The organism is Gracilibacillus lacisalsi DSM 19029 (genome assembly GCF_000377765.1).
GTDB lineage: Bacteria > Bacillota > Bacilli > Bacillales > Amphibacillaceae > Gracilibacillus > Gracilibacillus lacisalsi.
This window is the reverse complement of record NZ_KB898665.1, coordinates 201162-219634: the sequence shown is the minus strand read 5'-3', so window position 1 is coordinate 219634 and position 18473 is coordinate 201162. Positions and strand designations below refer to the sequence as shown.

19 protein-coding genes and 1 riboswitch are annotated in these 18473 nt (G+C 36.6%); of the genes, 7 read left to right on the top strand and 12 right to left on the bottom strand.

Features of this window, described 5'->3' with window-relative positions; genetic code table 11:
- The first annotated feature begins 217 nt into the window (after window positions 1-217).
- Window positions 218-2251, top strand: coding sequence for a catalase (locus D569_RS0107840; RefSeq protein WP_018931865.1), 2034 nt, complete (start codon window positions 218-220; stop codon window positions 2249-2251).
- Between the two features lie 70 nt (window positions 2252-2321).
- On the opposite strand, the gene D569_RS22680 is transcribed toward D569_RS0107840, so the two are convergent.
- Both D569_RS22680 and D569_RS0107830 read right to left on the bottom strand, forming a co-directional pair.
- The gene (locus D569_RS22680; protein ID WP_018931864.1) at window positions 2322-2501 is read right to left on the bottom strand and encodes a hypothetical protein; all 180 of its coding nucleotides are present in this window, start codon (window positions 2499-2501) and stop codon (window positions 2322-2324) included.
- Window positions 2502-2831: 330 nt separating this feature from the next.
- Window positions 2832-3011: a small, acid-soluble spore protein, H family gene (locus D569_RS0107830; protein ID WP_018931863.1), complete on the bottom strand. Its 180-nt coding sequence runs from the start codon at window positions 3009-3011 to the stop codon at window positions 2832-2834.
- 290 nt (window positions 3012-3301) lie between these two features.
- On the opposite strand from D569_RS0107830, the gene D569_RS0107825 reads away from it, so the two are divergent.
- Entirely contained in the window at window positions 3302-4423 is a 1122-nt protein-coding gene (locus D569_RS0107825; protein ID WP_018931862.1) for a GGDEF domain-containing protein, read from the top strand.
- Window positions 4424-4487: 64 nt separating this feature from the next.
- Here D569_RS0107825 and D569_RS0107820 read toward each other — a convergent pair whose 3' ends face one another.
- Together D569_RS0107820 and D569_RS0107815 are read right to left on the bottom strand one after the other, a co-directional pair.
- Window positions 4488-5201: a DUF421 domain-containing protein gene (locus D569_RS0107820; RefSeq protein WP_018931861.1), complete on the bottom strand. Its 714-nt coding sequence runs from the start codon at window positions 5199-5201 to the stop codon at window positions 4488-4490.
- A 140-nt stretch (window positions 5202-5341) separates the two neighbouring features.
- Window positions 5342-6070 (bottom strand): MerR family transcriptional regulator, encoded by a 729-nt coding sequence (locus tag D569_RS0107815; RefSeq protein ID WP_018931860.1) that lies wholly within the window; start codon window positions 6068-6070, stop codon window positions 5342-5344.
- A gap of 120 nt (window positions 6071-6190) precedes the next feature.
- On the opposite strand from D569_RS0107815, the gene D569_RS0107810 reads away from it, so the two are divergent.
- Window positions 6191-6919, top strand: coding sequence for an EcsC family protein (locus D569_RS0107810; RefSeq protein ID WP_018931859.1), 729 nt, complete (start codon window positions 6191-6193; stop codon window positions 6917-6919).
- A 95-nt stretch (window positions 6920-7014) separates the two neighbouring features.
- Entirely contained in the window at window positions 7015-7737 is a 723-nt protein-coding gene (locus D569_RS0107805; RefSeq protein WP_018931858.1) for a hypothetical protein, read from the top strand.
- Between the two features lie 53 nt (window positions 7738-7790).
- Here the strand turns inward: D569_RS0107805 and D569_RS0107800 are convergent, their stop codons facing one another.
- The 3 genes from D569_RS0107800 to D569_RS0107790 all read right to left on the bottom strand — a co-directional run bounded on the left by D569_RS0107800 (window position 7791) and on the right by D569_RS0107790 (window position 10242).
- Window positions 7791-8207 (bottom strand): DUF4395 domain-containing protein, encoded by a 417-nt coding sequence (locus D569_RS0107800; RefSeq protein ID WP_018931857.1) that lies wholly within the window; start codon window positions 8205-8207, stop codon window positions 7791-7793.
- 100 nt (window positions 8208-8307) lie between these two features.
- On the bottom strand, window positions 8308-9474 hold the full coding sequence (locus D569_RS0107795) for an MFS transporter (protein ID WP_018931856.1): 1167 nt from the start codon (window positions 9472-9474) through the stop codon (window positions 8308-8310).
- A gap of 60 nt (window positions 9475-9534) precedes the next feature.
- Window positions 9535-10242 carry an HAD family hydrolase gene (locus D569_RS0107790; protein ID WP_018931855.1) on the bottom strand — a complete coding sequence of 236 codons (708 nt, stop codon included), beginning with the start codon at window positions 10240-10242 and terminating at the stop codon, window positions 9535-9537.
- 177 nt (window positions 10243-10419) lie between these two features.
- Window positions 10420-10501: riboswitch (ZMP/ZTP riboswitch) on the top strand.
- A gap of 54 nt (window positions 10502-10555) precedes the next feature.
- Here D569_RS0107790 and serC point away from each other — a divergent pair.
- Window positions 10556-11635 (top strand): 3-phosphoserine/phosphohydroxythreonine transaminase, encoded by a 1080-nt coding sequence (gene serC, locus D569_RS0107785; protein WP_018931854.1) that lies wholly within the window; start codon window positions 10556-10558, stop codon window positions 11633-11635.
- A gap of 152 nt (window positions 11636-11787) precedes the next feature.
- Entirely contained in the window at window positions 11788-12195 is a 408-nt protein-coding gene (gene queF / locus D569_RS0107780; RefSeq protein ID WP_018931853.1) for a preQ(1) synthase, read from the top strand.
- 43 nt (window positions 12196-12238) lie between these two features.
- Here the strand turns inward: queF and D569_RS0107775 are convergent, their stop codons facing one another.
- The 3 genes from D569_RS0107775 to D569_RS0107765 form a co-directional block, all read right to left on the bottom strand.
- Window positions 12239-12712 carry a DinB family protein gene (locus tag D569_RS0107775; RefSeq protein ID WP_018931852.1) on the bottom strand — a complete coding sequence of 158 codons (474 nt, stop codon included), beginning with the start codon at window positions 12710-12712 and terminating at the stop codon, window positions 12239-12241.
- A 77-nt stretch (window positions 12713-12789) separates the two neighbouring features.
- Window positions 12790-13785, bottom strand: coding sequence for a FecCD family ABC transporter permease (locus tag D569_RS0107770; RefSeq protein WP_018931851.1), 996 nt, complete (start codon window positions 13783-13785; stop codon window positions 12790-12792).
- Complete coding sequence (locus D569_RS0107765) at window positions 13785-14810, bottom strand: FecCD family ABC transporter permease (protein ID WP_018931850.1); 1026 nt, start codon at window positions 14808-14810, stop codon at window positions 13785-13787. Before D569_RS0107765 ends, D569_RS0107770 begins: the two co-directional genes overlap by 1 nt.
- Window positions 14811-14989: 179 nt before the next feature.
- Between D569_RS0107765 and D569_RS0107760 the strand changes: the two genes are divergently transcribed.
- Window positions 14990-15982, top strand: coding sequence for an ABC transporter substrate-binding protein (locus D569_RS0107760; protein WP_018931849.1), 993 nt, complete (start codon window positions 14990-14992; stop codon window positions 15980-15982).
- A gap of 750 nt (window positions 15983-16732) precedes the next feature.
- Here the strand turns inward: D569_RS0107760 and D569_RS0107750 are convergent.
- Both D569_RS0107750 and D569_RS0107745 read right to left on the bottom strand, forming a co-directional pair.
- Window positions 16733-17386 (bottom strand): hypothetical protein, encoded by a 654-nt coding sequence (locus tag D569_RS0107750; RefSeq protein ID WP_156822910.1) that lies wholly within the window; start codon window positions 17384-17386, stop codon window positions 16733-16735.
- 522 nt (window positions 17387-17908) lie between these two features.
- A complete protein-coding gene (locus tag D569_RS0107745) occupies window positions 17909-18436 on the bottom strand; it encodes a YcxB family protein (protein WP_018931846.1) in 528 nt (175 codons plus the stop codon).
- Between the last annotated feature and the right edge of the window lie 37 nt (window positions 18437-18473).

Sequence of the window (18473 nt, the reverse complement as noted above, 5' to 3'; positions counted from 1 at the left end):
TTAGTCCATTTTTTTGAGGATTTCTCGAACAACTTGATGAGCTAAATATCTAAAATAATCGGGTGAATTATTAACTAATCAATAAATTTTGGAGGGGTGTGGCTGGAGATGCCATATAAGACAAAGACCTTATGTATCTTGAATGTTTTATCTTTTATTATCAGGGGAAGAGGTTTTCTGTAAAGGGTTCTCATCAATTCCACAAGGAGGATTTAAAGTGAAGAGTGATAACAATAAGCAGGAACAGTTAGAACAATTCACAAGAGATGACCGTGGCAAAAAGATGACAACAAATCAAGGTGTAAAAGTTCATGACGATGAATTCTCCATTAAGGCTGGTGAACGTGGTCCAACCTTAATGGAGGATTTTCATTTCAGGGAGAAAATGACACACTTTGACCATGAACGAATTCCCGAAAGAATCGTACATGCAAGAGGGTTTGCTGCTCATGGGGAATTCCAGGTGTATGACTCTATGAAAGAATTTACAAAAGCTGATTTTTTACAGGATCCTTCCAAAAAAACTCCTGTATTTGTAAGGTTTTCAACTGTAGCAGGTAGTAAAGGATCGGGAGAATTAGCGCGTGATGCACGAGGATTTGCGACTAAATTTTATACAGAAGAGGGAAACTATGATTTGGTCGGAAACAACATACCTGTTTTTTTCATTCAAGATGCGATGAAGTTTCCAGATTTAATACATGCCGTAAAGCCTGAACCACATAATGAAATGCCACAAGCAGCTTCTGCTCACGATACATTCTGGGATTTTGTGGCTAATAACCAAGAATCAGCTCATATGGTAATGTGGACAATGTCAGATCGGGCGATTCCAAGAAGCTTCCGAATGATGGAGGGTTTTGGTGTGCATACATTCCGCTTTGTCAATAAAGAGGGAAGATCCCATTTTGTTAAATTTCACTGGAAACCAGTATTAGGTACGCATTCTGTAGTCTGGGATGAAGCGCAAAAAATAAACGGTAAAGATCCAGACTTTCATCGACGTGATCTATGGGAATCCATTGAAAATGGAGACTACCCTGAATATGAGTTAGGGGTTCAAATGATACCGGAAGAAGATGAGTTTAATTTTGACTATGATATATTAGATCCAACCAAGTTGTGGCCGGAAGAAGACGTGCCCGTAAAGATTATCGGGAAAATGACATTGAATCGAAATGTTGATAATGTATTTGCTGAAACGGAACAAGTCGCATTTCATCCTGGTCATGTTGTTCCGGGAATTGATTTTACCAATGATCCATTGTTACAAGGGCGTTTGTTTTCTTATACAGATACACAATTGATTCGTTTAGGTGGCCCAAATTTCCACGAAATCCCAATTAACCGCCCGGTATGTCCGTTTCATAATAACCAACGCGATGGATATGGTAGACAAACAATTAATCAGGGATCAGTCAGCTACCACAACAACTCATTGGCTCGGAATACACCAGAAACATCAACAGAGCTAGAAGGTGGCTATAAGCATTACGAAGAAAAAGTAGATGGATATAAAATACGCGCCCGAAGCAAGAGCTTTAAGGATCATTTTTCACAAGCAACTTTATTTTGGAATAGTATGAGTGACGCTGAAAAACAACATATGATTGATGCGTTTAGTTTTGAATTAGGGAAAGTAGAAAGTAAATCTGTTCAGAAGCAGGTTGTCGAGATGTTTTCCAATGTAAGTACAGAACTATCACAGAATGTTGCAAAAGCAATAGGTGTTAAACTTCCTGAGCTGAAAGAGACTAATCTAAAGAAATCTTCACCAGCTCTTAGCCAAGAAAGTACTGTAAAATCAGTGGCAACAAGAAAAGTAGCTGTGATTATTGGTGAAGGATTTGATGAAACAGAATTAAAGGAAATACTTGGTAAACTAAAAAAACAGAAGATTAAAATAGAATTTATTAGTAATCAGTTAGGATCCATAAAAGGTAAAAATGGTGAAACAATTGAAGTTCATCATACTTTTTTAACAGCAGATTCAGTATTATTTGATGCTGTTTTAATCGCTGGAGGTACCAAAGAAAAGAAAGATTTTTATAAGAAAGCAACTTTATTTGTACATGAAGCTTACTCTCATTTCAAACCGATTGGTGCTATCAAAATCGGAGAGAATCTTTTAGGTGTCGATGATATGAAAGATAGTCCAGGAGTTGTTCTAAGTAAGCATTCATCTGACTTTTCCAAGGATTTGATCAATGCTATAGCAGCACACAGACATTGGAACAGAGACGTGGTTTGAAATTATAAAGTGAAAGCCCAAGGTAGCATTCAATTTACCTTGGGCTTTGTGTGATGGTACTTTTTTATGTCTATACTTTTGATTTTAATCTTTCAAATAAGCCTATTTTTCCACTTCCTTGACATGTTGAGCAAGCCATTTCTCCTTCACCAGCACAAGTTTCGCATTTGTGAATACCATAATCAATTCCTTCACCTGAACATTCCGGACAACGAATTAGCCCTTCACCATTACAACTTTTACACCTCATACAGAATTCCTCCTTAATTTTTTTGGAGCAATAACTATTTAGGGTAGTTGATACTGGTTGTGAGATGCTTCTTATTAAGCTCCACTCGCATAAATAATAACATATTCCATAATGACTGTGTGTAAGATGTGAGGATTATTTGCTCGAATCAGATCAAATCCTCATTAGATCATCTTACAAATTCATCTTATGAATATCTTAATTATTAAATACCACTGAATCTTGGTTTTAATCATGATAAAGGAATTTTTAACCTTTTGTAATGAAACTGTAATATGATGAAAAAAGAAAGCTGAAACACTATCTTTTGTGTTTCAGCTCACAAATAAATCATTCTTCAACTAAGTTAGTAACATCCACTTCAAAGAGTCCTTCTGAACTTTTGGTATATCTCACTAGAGCCTTTTGCGTTTCATCATTGACATCCTCAATATAAACATATTTACCATTATGGACGACATCTTTCATAACCGGATCATCTTTAATTTCTTTTGCTCTCATTACATTCATGGAATATAACCTCCTTTAAAGTTTAGTTGCCTCTATTTGGCGATAACCTTTAGAAACCTTAACTAAACATAAATGGTGAATTTGAAAACTGATTGTAATGTCTATATTGATCAATGGAAAAAGATGTGTTTTAATTAGGTCTTGAGTCAGAGGGGTGTTTTGCTGGAAAGTTTGTAGGTATTGTTAGGCAGTCTTCCAAAAAATCTTAACTATTTGAAAATAATGGGTGAATAGTCCTAATAATCTGTGTATAATAGAATTAACTGGGGTATGACAAAGGTGGGTAAAGAATGGTGGGCACTAGACCGACACGCTTAAATAATAAGCTGTGGACAAAGAAAATCCTTTATATCTATTGGTTAATGGTGATAATGGCATTTTTAGGACAAATAATGGGCTTATGTGTAACCATTTATTATCACCCTGATTATATCAGTTATTTTATTATACATAGAATGATCATCCCTTCCTCTATTCAAGTTGGGATTTTATGGACTATGCATTATTTAATGAATCATAAACAAATATACAGTTCAAAACTATTAACGATTTCCGGAACAGTTGTAGCACTCGTAACCATTGTTAGCCATCCTGAAGTGAATGGATTACAAATTCTTTTTTTATTATCGATGGCAGTTGTTTTAATTTACTTTGACAAAAACAAACTTCGCTTTAGTTTAATGATTAATTTAGTCGCTTTAACCTCTCTAATTGCAATACCATCCATAAGAGAATCAATTACTTTCTATGAGTATTTCTCCTATCATTTCGTATTATTGGCTGGCTACATGACCTATCTCATCATTATTGAAAGAGGAAATGAAGTGTTCCAATTCCTACAGCGGGCAGCAGAAAAAGAAAAAGAATTAATTGTAAAAAGTGCTATGATGGAGAGATTATCAAAGGTTGATGCGTTAACAGGTCTTTATAATCATAAGACATTCCATGAATATTTAGATTTTTTGTATGAACAGAGTGTTTCCCAAGGAATGCCACTACAACTAGCTTTACTTGATATTGATAATTTCAAAATGATAAATGATTTTTATGGTCATAGTAATGGCGATTTAGTGTTGAAACGAGTGGCAGATGCAATATCAGAACAGGTGACGGAAGATGATATTGTGGCACGTTATGGTGGGGAGGAGTTTGCCATTCTTCTTACAAATAAAGGCTTAGAACAAGCATATGAAATGGTTGAAAGTCTTCGCTTGTACATAGCTAATCAATACCATGAAGAATTAGATGAAAATATTACTGTAAGTATCGGGTTGAAAAATTTAACAGCGGATATTTCAAAAGAGCTCTTCTTTCAACAAGCAGATGAATTACTGTACAAGGCAAAACGAAATGGCAAAAATCAAGTCATGTATGAACAAGAGGAACAGCAGTTAGTTGTACAAAAGAATTAAAAGATGTCTATGTCGGCTTTTAGGCCGGAACCATCAACAAAAGCCCACTATGTCATGTGGGCTTTTAATGTTGAATGGGAGGTATCTCGTTAAACTGATCTTCATAAGTCGAAATTTCAATCTCATTTAAGAGGTTTATGGAAGCAAAAAACACATCTTTTGGGTTTGTTATACCTTTGTTTCGGAGTTCTGCCTGCAGCCACTCTTCATTAAGGTTTCTTGCTTCTAACACTTTACTATGAACGACTCCCTCCACTATCACTGGATAGGAAATTTTAGAAGTTGGTTGGTTAATTTGTAAATCTTCAGCAGTTACAGGATTTTTCTCAGGTTTTTTTAACACACTTAATGAACCATTTGCCTCGATAATCGCAATTTCAACCTCATTGACATCAAAAACACCTTTATCTCTTAGCATTTGTAATATGTTATCGATGGAAAAGCCGGTATCCTTTAGATTTCGTTGAAGAAATGTACCATCATATACCACGATGGTTGGTTCAAATGTTATTAATCTGCCAACCTGTCTGTTCGCAAGTTTGACATAGGATACGATTTTTTGTAAAAGGCCAATCAAAATCACAGCGATGATAGTTGGGAAATGATCAATGTTTGGATCGGCAATGTCTGCTCCGACAACAGAGGCTAATGTAATGATTACAAGGAAATCGAATACGGGAAGCTCTCCAATTGCCCTTTTTCCCATGAAGAGAGTGACGATGAGTAGTAAAGGGAGAATGGTAAGCACTCTGCCAACGATAATCAGAAGATCAGACATATACAAACACCTCAAATAAGTAAGATTTAAGGTTATCTTTTCCATGCTTTATCAATAAATACATGTTGTGGGATGCAAAAACAGAGTAAACACCAAATAAGTGCTTACTCTGTTAGATCAGAATTGATTGGATGTTTAGCTTATTTTTGTTTGTCTGCGAATTCGGTCATAGCTTCGCTCATAAATTGAGCTAGACCTTCACCAAATTGATCGATATTTTTGGTGAAACGTTCATCTTGAACATACATCTGGCCCAAAACTTCAAAAGCTTCAGGTGTATAGGTAGTGAAATGGTCATTTAAGAAATCATACCACTTCTTAATAGTTTGCTGTGCTTCTTTTGAAGTGGGATCTAAATGGCGGATGTCCGCTAAGTCTTTGTAGATCTGATTCATTTCATCTTGCAGTTCCTTCGTCATAGTTTTTACTTGTTGATTTGCTTCATCTACCTTTTTATCTCCCCAGCGTTTTCTTGCCTCTTCTTTATAGGGATTGTAGCTGAAATCAAAGCCTTGAAATTTTTCCTCTTGACTCATGTGGTAAACTCCTTTCTCATTTTCAATCGTTTTTTCAATGGTTTCGAGCATAGTCGTAATATTTTTTTGTTTATCCAATAACATATTTCGTTGCATTTCTAGTGCTTCTAATCGGTTATAATGAGAACTAGACATGATTTCTTTGATTTTCTTTAATGGAAAATCTAATGCTCGAAAAAATAAAATTTGTTGAAGGGTTGCCAGATCTTCATCGGAATAGATCCGATAGCCATTTTCCGCGGATTTAGTTGGCGATAATAGTCCGATTTCATCATAATGATGTAAGGTGCGCACACTTACACCAGTTAATGCAGCGACTTCTTTCACTTGCATACTGATCACCCTTTCAAATAAAGCTTAAGCTATAACGTAACGTGAGGGTCAAGAGGTTTTTGAAACTTTTTGAGCATCTGTGCGTATGAATGACTAAGAATAAAAATGGAGAGATGCGACATGAATCAATATGAACAACAAGCATACCAAGAAATGCTTGATTGGGAATTAAAAATTTTAAAGAAAAAAAGTACCTTTCAACAATTATCGAAAAAAGCCCAAAATAAAATCAACAGTTATATACCGGAGAAAGCACATCAAATCATGACAGAAGCGATTAAGCATATGGTTCAAACAACATTGGTTGGTTCTGATTTTACCACAAGAAAGAGCCAGGATTCTGGGATTTTGTTAGAGGATAAGGAAAAATTAATGCAACAGAAACTAGAGAACTACCGTAAGACCGCTATGATTGAAGGTGCTGGAACTGGAGCAGGTGGTATCTTTTTAGGTTTGGCAGATTTTCCACTATTACTATCCATTAAGATGAAATTTTTATTTGAAGTAGCGACAATTTATGGCTTTGATACATCGAATTATGAGGAAAGGCTGTTTATCTTACATGTATTTCAACTAGCTTTTTCCAATGATGATAAAAGGAGAGAGGTATATCATTTGATTAAGCATTGGGAGGAAGAGAAAGACCGTTTGGCAGATATGGATTGGCGTGTCTTTCAGCAGGAATACCGAGACTACATCGACCTCGTTAAATTGCTGCAAATGGTACCAGGTTTAGGAGCCATCGTTGGGGCTTACGCCAATTATAATCTTCTCGATCAACTCGGGCAAACCGCTAAAAATAGTTATCGGCTGAGAGTGTTGGATGGAACTGGGGTAGAGGAGATATAATCAACTCTACCTTTTTATATTTTTTGCAGGAATTTGCAAGATTACCTCGAATAATATATGTGTGCATAAAAATATCAAAAGAGAGGATTGATGAAATGCCTGATAAAAATGAAAAAGATGGCATCCAGTTTTCACAATCGCGAGCAAGGACTGTTAAGTTCCGGCATAACAAAGGAATGTCAGAAGAACTTCGGGGAGAATTACTAACGAATGTTTATCTGAAGTTTGTGAAATACGCGTATGAAAAATATTTGCCAGACCTTATCCCAGCTTTCGAAGAATTTGCTAATGATTATCATGTCCCCTTCCATAAGCAAGATCCTATTATAGAAAATTTATTTTGGTGGCGCCTCGCCTATGAAGTAAAGTTAAATCCTTCCTTTAATTGTATCCAAGACTTTGTCAATGAAAATAAGCGATACTTTCAAAAATGGCCCATTTTAAGATCTTGGTTTCAGGAGTGGCGAACGGTAATGCCAAAATATTACTTTATCGGTAATCAATTTGGTGCAAATGCCTTTGTTGCAGTCGATATTGAGACAGAGAAAACATTAGAAATTTTCCTTCCACTACCCACATTTCCTGCTCCAAAGCCAGGTTCCATCGCAGTTAGTACGTTACTACCCTTTTGTGATTCTTTATATTTCCCGATTGGATTGTTTTATCAATTTGATATGAGTGCTAGAGAAGATGTTGCCCAACATTTAAGACATTACCAGGAACAACTCCATGATGAAGAAGATCGTTATGAGGTCTTTATGCGGATATTCTCTTCGTTGCTTCAGGTAGAAGAAATATCTTTGTACAACAGGCAATGAGAAAAAAGCATGCCATCTTATATTGCGAGCATGCTTGGATGAAAAACAGATAGCTAACCTTGTCTCTCTGACCTTCTTCTATATTTCCACATCATGTACCGGTAACGGATCGTACACCCAATACAGTATCCAGCAAGGGCGAGCCCAGATGCTATAGCAACCATTATGCTGGAGGTGTAAGCTAGCCAGTTGATCTGCAAGATGAAGAATACTAGCGACAAGCCGATACAAACTGTAGCAATCCACTGATTGAAAAGTTGTTGTGCTTTATCTTCAGGTGGATAAGAACTGGCTGGCTTCTTTAAAAAGTTTTTTCCTATTCGTATTATTGGATTGTTTTTCGTTATTAATGTAAGGACACCGGTGATAAAGGGCAGTATGAGAATGACTGGGTGAACGAACAACCCTAACAAAACAGTGGTCAGTATAAATACTTGATTCATTTGGACGAGTGGTTTTGGGATAGACATTTGAATCCCTCCTTACGATAACTCTTATTATACATTAATTGGACTTAAGTTGAATACACAAAAAAAGCATGTAATCCTTTCAGATAACATGCTTTCCGTATTATGCGTGTCCTTCTAGAGCATTTGTACGATTCATATAAAGATAATAAATACCTAGAGCAAGGACGGATAAAATGATTCCAGATACGTATGGCATAAAAATCGCAATGCCGTACAACATTCCGCCAAGTGGTGGTCCAATAATTCGACCTAAAGAATCGAAGGACGATAATAGACCAGTAACTTGCCCATAGCCAGATGTTGCTTTTTTTGTTAATAAGGAAGATACACTTGGGCGAATCAATCCATTTCCTAAACCGAAAACTGTTAGGAATATTGCTGCGGTAAGGAAATCCTGTACAAATAAAATAAGGGTGAAACCGACAGCAGAGCCTATAATACCGATTTGAATAACCTTTCCTTCGCCTAATCTTTTCGTCATTTGACCAACTAAACCGCCTTGAACAATTGCGCCTGCCAAACCCATAATCATAAAGATATAGCCAAGTTCCACAGTGCCAAGACCGGCGCGGTCATATGCGAAGTAGGCAAATGTCGCTTCAAGCCCTGCTAGCGATACGGATACAAACCACTGCAAAATAAAAAGATTCGCATTTGGTGATTTGAATGCTTCCAGTAAGGATGGACGCTTTTTCTCCTGAGAAGCGCCTTTTTCCGTTAAGGATTCTTTTAACACAACTGCAACTAGTAAAAAGGTGATTAAGGAAGATATCCCGGATAAATAAAACGGAATAGCTAAATTGCCAGAAGAAAAGACTCCTCCGATTGCAGGTCCGAAGATGAAACCAAGCCCTACAGCTGCACCGATAATTCCCATTCCTTTTCCACGATCTTCTTCACTAGTTATATCTGCCACATATGCTGTTACTGTCGGCATGTTGGCAGCGGATAATAAGCCACCAATAATACGAGCAGCAAATAACATCCATAATTGAGTTGCTAAAGCAAGTAAGAAAAAGGACAAGCCTAAACCGGCGATTCCAATCATTAATACCGGCTTGCGCCCAATTTTATCAGAAATTCTCCCCCACATCGGGGCAAACAAAAATTGCATGACAGAATAAGTTGCCATTAATAAACCTAACTCAAATGGTGATGCGCCAAGTTCCTCTGCATAGAAAGGCAAGACAGGAATAATAATCCCAAATCCAACCATCACAAAGAACATGACGGCAAACAATATACCTAATACTTTTTTTGAATTCAACAATCTCACTCCAAAAATGAAAGCCACCAATCATGATGTTTCACGATATTTTACACGCTTTTAATTTTGCCACTCACTGGCAATTGTTAAAATGTCATCTGGCCTTTCCACGATATAATCAGGCTTTATATCCTGTTGTGGTACATTTCGTTTTCGATGGTTCATCCAAACGGTTTTCCACCCTGCTCGTTTTGCGCCATAGATGTCATTTTCAAATGAATCGCCAATATACAGTGTTTTTTGTTTATTTAAATGTAGTTTTCTTTCAATATGTTCAAAAACTTCAATACTCGGTTTCGAGTGCCCGATATCTCCTGAGACAAAAATATGTTCAGCAGGAATCCAGTTGGTGAGTTGCAGTTGCTTGACTTTCATCATCTGGTGATTAAGCTCACCATTGGTTAAAACTGCTAACTGTTTATCTTGCTCGCACAATTGTTCTAACAGTTGTCTCATGGGCTCCAATAATTGTATGTTTCTCTGTTCCGCCAAATAAACCTCTTGAAACCGAACCGCTTGCTCATAACTAAGGTTTATTCCAAAATCTTCACATGCTTTCGTAATGCGATAGGTTTGTAATTCAAGTACAGTGATTTCACCGTTCATATATGGTTCAAAGACCTCATCACTATACATTCTACTAGCTTTATATAAAGGTCCGATTTCGGACTCTGTGAAAGATGTGCTTAATTGTTGATAAACAGCATTACGAAAAGACTGTAACTGGTCGTATAATGTGTCATCGACATCAAAGATAATTGTCTGCATGTTATCATTCCTAGCGTTTTTTCTCCTTTAGCCATTTTATCACACTTTTCAAACGGAAACTGTTACGATTTTCTTACTTATTTTTTGATAAGAGCATTAGCGAAGTATTATTTTGAAAATTTACGAAAAATTTAATTGAAAAATTGTGTGAATATTGTTATAATTTTCACAAAGTTAAAGGCTGCGTGTAACTGGCGAGGGTGCGGATCAACCGCAAGGGAGCACGTAGTATCGATAGCCGCTCGCCTGGGCAAAGGTAAGGAATTATTCCTTACCTCTTTCTATTTAATTTTAATTAGGAGTGTGGTTAAAGATGAAACGAGTACACAATTTCTCAGCAGGGCCTTCCATGTTACCATTAGAAGTTTTAGAAAAAGCTCAAGCAGAATTGCCAAATTACAAAGACTCTGGCATGTCTGTGATGGAATTAAGTCACCGGTCAGGTCTTTTTACCGATATTATTACCGAAGCAGAGAAGCTTTTGCGTGAATTAATGAATATCCCTGACAATTACAAAGTACTGTTTGTCCAAGGTGGTGCTTCTCAGCAATTTGCTGCAGTTCCATTGAATTTAAAGAAAAATGGTAAGGCAGATTATGTGAATACTGGTTCTTGGTCTAAAAAAGCAATGAAAGAAGCGAAGAAATTTATTGAAGTAAATGAGATTGCCTCTTCTGAGGACGAGAACTTCACTTATATTCCTGAAGTTAGTACAAGCACCATTGATCCAGAAGCGGATTATGTGCATATTACAACCAATAACACGATTGAAGGTACAGCATTCTGCGAGATTCCTAATACTGGTAATGTGCCATTAGTTGCGGATATGTCTTCTAATATTTTATCTGAAGAGATCGATGTTTCTAAATTTAGTGTAATCTATGCTGGTGCACAAAAAAATATCGGTCCTGCTGGTTTGACTGTCGTGATCATTCGTGATGATTTAATCGGCAACGCTTCTGAACAGTGTCCAACTATGCTGGATTATCAGACACATAGTGAGAGTGGCTCACTTTATAATACACCACCTACATTTGGCGTTTATATAGCAAAGCTTGTTTTCGAATGGTTGAAAGAACTAGGTGGGTTAAAAGAAATGCAAGCTCGTAACGAAAAGAAAGCGGGATTACTTTATGATTATCTTGCCCAATCTGATTTTTACCGTTCACCAGTAAAAGAAGATAGTCGTTCACTTATGAACATTCCTTTTGTCATTCCAGATCATGACCTAGATGCTGCATTTATTAAAGCAGCACAAGCTGAGGGGCTAGAAACGTTGAAAGGCCACCGTTCTGTAGGTGGTATGCGTGCTAGTATTTACAATGCGATGCCTGTACAAGGGGTAGAAGATTTGATTACTTTTATGCAAAAATTTGAAAAAGAACATCAGTAAAAGTAAATTGCTATAGCGTAGTAGAGATTCCTCCAAGAATTAGATGGTAATGGTCAGATTGGCAATTCCCATAAGTTCTGCTATAATGCTTCTTTAGACTAATTTAAGCAGTTCGCAACCATCCTGCTTTAACAAAACTAGGAGGAATCTAAATGTCAGAGAATTATTACTTACCAAGGTCAGGTCCAATGCCTAGACCAAGTAGCGTCGAAGAAGGAAAAGAAGTTTTAAAACAAGAAGCATTTGATGCACCAAATGTACAAAATATAACGTTTCGCGCCTTAGAATTTACTGCCGTTTGTCCGAAGACAGGTCAGCCAGATTTCGGAAAAGTAGAAATTTCCTATACACCACGTCACAAGTGTATAGAGTCAAAATCGATGAAATTTTATTTGTGGTCTTTCCGTGATCACGGTGCTTTTTGTGAATCATTAGCAGCTCAAATAGCGGATGATATAGTGTGGGCAATCGAACCTGCCTCCCTAAAAGTTACCGTTTATCAGACAGCGCGCGGTGGAATTGAGTTAACAACAGAAGCACATAGAGAATATACAGAATAAATATAAAACAAGCACTTAAGATAGGTCTTAAGTGCTTGTTTTATTAGTTACTTTCTTCTTTGGTAGGCCCCATTACACCTGGCACCTTTAATCCTGCTTGACGAAGCAGTACCGTCATTTGCCCGCGATGGTGTGTTTGATGATCAATTAACGTACGCAGCATAGCGCCACGAGTCGTTTTATTGCCGAAGCTTTCGATTTCTTCGGCTAATTGCTCATCTGTTAAAAGTTCAGCTTCTTTTTGTACATCATCTACAATTGTTTTATACGCTTGGACAATCGTTTCAGCTTTTGTTGGAACTTCACTTGGGTTACCGGAAGTTTTCACGTTTAAACCGACAATTCCCGCGAAAAAGGCAGGTGCGGTTGCTAAATGCCAGCCTATCCAGCCAAGTGTACTGTGTCCCTCTACAATGGCTTGGTCCAGTTTCTCATCTGTTAATGATTCGAGTACTTGGATAGTACCTTGTGCCCCATTGTTCCAATCAGTAATAAAATCATCTACTTTACGATACACCGTTCATCAACTCCTATTTAATAGTACGTACTATATTAAAAATAACAAATTATCTCCCATTTTTCATTAAATGACGATTAAGATTTCATTAAAAGATAGACGAAATAACTGCCACCTATTAGAGAAACGATTAACCCAACAGGTATTTCAGAAGGTGCAAGGATATTTCGACCTAATGTATCCGCTACGAGTAATACCAGTGCCCCTAATAATGCAGAAGTAATAAGCATATATTTATGTTGAGCTCCGACTAATTTTCGTGCCAGATGTGGAATGACTAAACCGAGAAATGCGATTGCTCCTCCTACAGCAACACTTGCACCGGCAAGCGCTACAGCAATAAAAAGTAGCAGTAACCTTTCTCTCTCCACATGTGTTCCAAGACCTTGTGCGGTTTCATCACCAAGGTGTAACGTATCTAATGTTCCTGATTTATAAAAGGTAACCGGCAGAAGAATTAAAATCCATGGTAATAAAGCCAGAGTATATGTCCAATCCGTTCCTGCGATATTACCCGATAGCCAAATCTGTGCCTGCGTAAAATTATTCGGGTCCATTTTCAATTGAAAGACAATAATTAAAGCCGAAAAAGCAGCATTAATACCAATACCAACTAATATTAATCGAATTGGAGAGACGCCATTTTTCCAGGATATCAAATAAATTAATATCGCAGCCAGCACCGCTCCTGCAAGTGCAGCTAATGGAAGTATAAATACTTGGGAGGTTGTACTTCCTTGTGATAAATAGATAAATAATACAACAGCAAACCCTGCCCCACTATTAATGCCTAAAATACCCGGATCGGCTAATTCATTATGGGTTACTCCTTGTAGAATCGCTCCGGATATTGCCATGCCAGCCCCAATTAGAAGTGCAATCACCATTCGTGGCAAACGAAAATCAAATAAGACAAGTTCATTCTGGTCACTGCCTTGCCCTATTAATGTTTTCCATACATCTAAAGGGCCGATTGTCATTGTTCCGGTGTTAAGTGAAATTAATAGGGTTACCATAATCGCAAGGAGAAGCCCGCTCACTAATAATACTGTTTTTCTTTTTGGTGATACCATTACAATCCTCTCCCTTCACGTCTAGCAAGATAGAGGAAGAAGGGAACCCCTACTAATGCCGTCATTGTTCCTACTGGTGTTTCGAATGGAGGATTGACCATGCGTGAAGCAGTGTCAGCAAGGACAAGTAATAGAGCTCCTAAGACAGCTGCTGCCGGAATAATCCAGCGATAATTGACTCCGACAAGAAAACGGGTAATGTGTGGAATGACAAGCCCGATAAATCCAATCGTTCCTGCGACAGCAACAGCGGCTCCTGTTAATAACAGCACAACCATCATTGCCGTAATCTTTAGAATAGCCGTTCGTTGTCCAAGCCCTTTCGCAACATCTTCCCCTAAATTTAATACAGTAATCGATTTGGCTAGTAGAAGAGCGATAATCAGTCCGATCATAACAATTGGTGCCAGTAATTTAACATGAATCCATTGAACACTAGCCACACCACCTGCATACCAGAAGCTCATATCCTTCGCAATATTAAAATGAATTGCAATTCCTGAAGAAAGTGCACTTAACATCGATGTCACAGCAGTCCCAGCCAATGCTAGTTTTACAGGGGTAAGCCCGCTTTTTGAAATAGAACCTACACCAAAGACAATACCAGCACCTAATCCAGCACCGGCAAATGCCCAAATCATCATGGCTAAGGAGGTAACTTGTGGCGTGATCGCCATGGCGACAGCGATCATAAAACTAGCTCCAGCGGTAACTCCCATAATAGATGGGGATGCTAAGGCATTCCTAGTCATTCCTTGCATAATCGCACCTGAGACTGCAAGTGCTGCACCAATTAGGGCAGCAGCTAATCCACGTGGGATACGTAAATTACGGATAATTTGATGTGCCGTTTCATTTGGATCAAATTGCGTTAATGCTTCCCAAGTTGTTGGTAGATCGACTTCTGCCGCACCATATATAATGGAAAGCACTAATGAGAGTAGTAGTATAATGAAACCACCGATTATGACGGAAGATGCCATTAGTGGTCGGGACGTTCGTGTGTTGTTTCCTGAAAAAGACATGCGTAAGATGCTCCTTAATAAACTTGAGAACTATTATCATTCTAGTATAAGGGAAAAAACAAGAGATTGGTAGTATCGTTATTTTTATTTGCCAAAAAATAATACTTGTAAGTGAAAATGAAAATTGTTATCATTTAAAAGAATAAATCGTGTTACATAGCATAAGGAGGAAATGGTCAGTGAAAGCATATAGAAAAAGTTGGTTAATATGTTTAGCTGCTGCATTTTTGTTTCTGTTAGCGGCTTGTGGTAATAGTGAAGATACAGAATCTTCTGAACAAGAAGGGGAAGCAGCAGATAATCAAAATACTGATGATACGCAATCAGCTGAGGAAGATACAAGAACTGTAACAGATGCAATGGGGCATGAAGTAGAGGTTCCAGCAAATCCGGAACGAGTGATCGGATCTTATCTAGAAGATTATTTAGTCGCTTTAGGTATAGAGCCAGTTGCACAATGGTCTGTTCGCGATGGTGAGGATATTCAAGAGTATTTGCAGGATGATTTAGACGGCATCCCTACCATTCCCAGTGAGTTACCATATGAAGCAGTTACTTCATTTGAACCAGACTTGTTATTAATGGATTCTGCCGGAATGGTGGAAGATAATAAATATGATCAATATAATAAAATAGCGCCAACTTTTGTTGTTGGAACAGAAGAAATCAACGACTGGCGAGAAAAATTTCAAATTATAGCTGAAGTCTTTGGCATGGAAGAGAAAGCAGATGAAGTATTAGCGGAATATGATGCAAAAGCAGAGGATGCCAAAGAGCAAATTCAAGAAGCTATTGGTGATGAATCGGTTGCTGCTTTATGGCTATTTGCCGATACTTTTTATATTGTAAGTGAGAATTTGTCGAGTGGCGATTTATTATATAATGAGTTAGGATTAACAGCACCAAGTGTTGTATCGGAAATTTCAGAAACATCAGCACAAAACTGGACAGAAATCTCCATGGAGAAACTAGCAGAGTTAGAAGCGGATCATATCATCTTAGTCAATAGTGATGGTGAATCAAGTGCATTAGAAGATTCGATCTGGCAAAACATTCCGGCTGTCCAAAATGATAATATTTATGAATTTGGTCAGGATTCCAGCTGGTTGTACACAGGTCCGATTGCGAACAGTCAAATGATTGATGATGCGTTGGAGAGTTTTGTTGAATAAGAATGCGAAGAGGCGCTGGGTAATTACTCAGCGTCTTTTCTTATTCCATTTGAGGATCAATCATCGAAAGACTTCGGTAAGTTACGGATCCACATTTTATTTGAATGATGCTGCATGATTGAAAATAAAATGAACATAAGTGGCCTCATAAATTTTATCTCAATATAAGTAGAATTTATAAGGTAGTATATAAAATCGAATACCCAAGATGCAAACATTCCCAAAAAGATAACACCGAATAATTGGAACATGATAATAAAGACTTTTTTAATTTTAGATTGCAAGACAATCGTTTCTTTTAACGATAAACCGAGGTTTATCAAATATAAATAAAGCATCACGGAAATCATAAAGGGTTGATGATTCCAAAAATGAAATGTGAAGTTTGAATGGGTGAATTGAAAGTAAATTTGATTTAATAAGGTCACTAAAAGCATGTGCAATATTAATTGAATAAATCGTAGCGTAATTTTGGCTTTATAAAAATTAAAAGCGTCTGCATACTTTGACCAAAAAACTTGTGCGTAAGGTTTTGGTAAGCGTACGGGATGTATACATAATAACGCAGGATAAACATATAAAAGGAAATATATCATTAGCGAATCCGTTCTTAAGATAAAGAAATACAGCGAGAGTACAATTGCCCCCACAAAACCTATGATGTATGACCTTTTTTCATTTTTCCATTCCTTCTTTAATATATCAGCATAAGACATAAAAAAACTCCTTTTTAACGTATAATCTAATTGCTTACATGTTTTCTGATTGGTCGATGAATGTTTTGACAAAGTAATAGTTTAAAATAACCAATATAATATTCAAAAAAGTCCCCAATAAGGTAAAGGAAGCAGTTGTATCAAATATGATATCAGTTATCTTTGATACTATCATTGTCAGAATAATTGGGGCTATTAAACGGAGCAACCCTAGCGAGAGTTTTTGGATTCTCTTTAGCGAAAGTTTAGCTTGCCGAATGGATGTACTTGCACCAACAGTAAAGCCGTATAAAAGAAAGGTAGCAAGATAAATTTGAAGTCCCCAAAAATTGCTCGTAAAATCAGATTCAAAAACAAAAATATGTGCTTGATTCAGTATATTTAGAAATAACATATGTACTAAAGCGTGTACCATTCGAAAGAGAAATAGGATTCTAAAGTATATTAGTGTATGATTAGCATATTTTGACCAATAAACTTTTGCTGCATCCTCTGAAGCAGCAAAATGTATGAATGTATCACACAATGGTATCATCCATAAAAAATAATATAACAAATATAATTCCGGTTCAGACGGTCGAATCAGAAAAAAAGAAGAAGCAATTATTGCACCAGCAAAACCACTCCCATACAATTTAAATTCTGTTTTTAATTGATTTTTTATCATTAGTTTGTAGATAATAAGCACTCCTAAAACATTTAACTTTTGTTAATGAGTTAATAATATTTTCCAGGTTTTTGATATGATTTGTTTAATAAGAGAGACACCTCTTCGGATTAGTATCAGTCTATTATCTATTTTTGAGAGTCTCTTTTGTTTTTTTCATTTTCATGAATTCTTCTTCTAATTACTCCCCTTCTGACCATGTGATACCCGATGTTCTATTAATATAGGAACTCCCCCTATTACCGTTATCCTGTACTTTTTGAGTTTATTCTATGAGTCGTAATTTTTGATTAAGATAGATATATATTAAAAAGCTTCTTAATTGTCATAGTATTTTTATGTACAAGAAATAAAAAAGTAAAAATTAATGTTTAATAGAGCTGAAGTTGTAAAATGAATTAAAAAAATATTATAAAATGTGACCAAAATAAAACATGCTGAGGATAAAAGCATGTTAAGGCTACTTTTTAATTGGTGATATGTAAGAAGATTCATGTAGTGATTATAAGACAAATTATCTGCTGTGCTCTCTCGAATTCTTCTTTACTTTAACTTTATTCCGTTAGTATTTCGAGAAATGATTTTTTTAAATGCATGCAAGTCATCATTCGAATTGAAAAACCTTTTAGGTATAATGATAGCCTTATTTTTAGAAACGTAGATAAGGAACATATCGTCAAGTTCATACCCCTTTAAAATATAGTCCCATTCCAGATAATTATTAACCCTCTTTGATATTTGTTGAGTAATTCCATTTTCGTTTATTATGTATCTGATTTCACTTTTGATAAAGGGATCACTATTAAATTCTCTACGAGCTCGAATGCGAACAGCAGTAGTTATAATTAAAGTAGCAAGCCCTGTTACTATGATAGAAAAAATCATAAAAAGAGGAAGTATAAGAAATAAAAGTTCATCGATATTATACAGCACCAAAAATAAACTAAAGAGAACGCCGAAAATAAAGAATCCGCTTCTTCCCTTTTTTGTATGATAGAGGTTATATTTCTTGAAATCTTGATAAGTTATAGTTCCCTTTATATATACATCATTTGGTTCGATATCCATCATGTGGTAAAACCCTCCTGAAATTATCATAACACCTTTC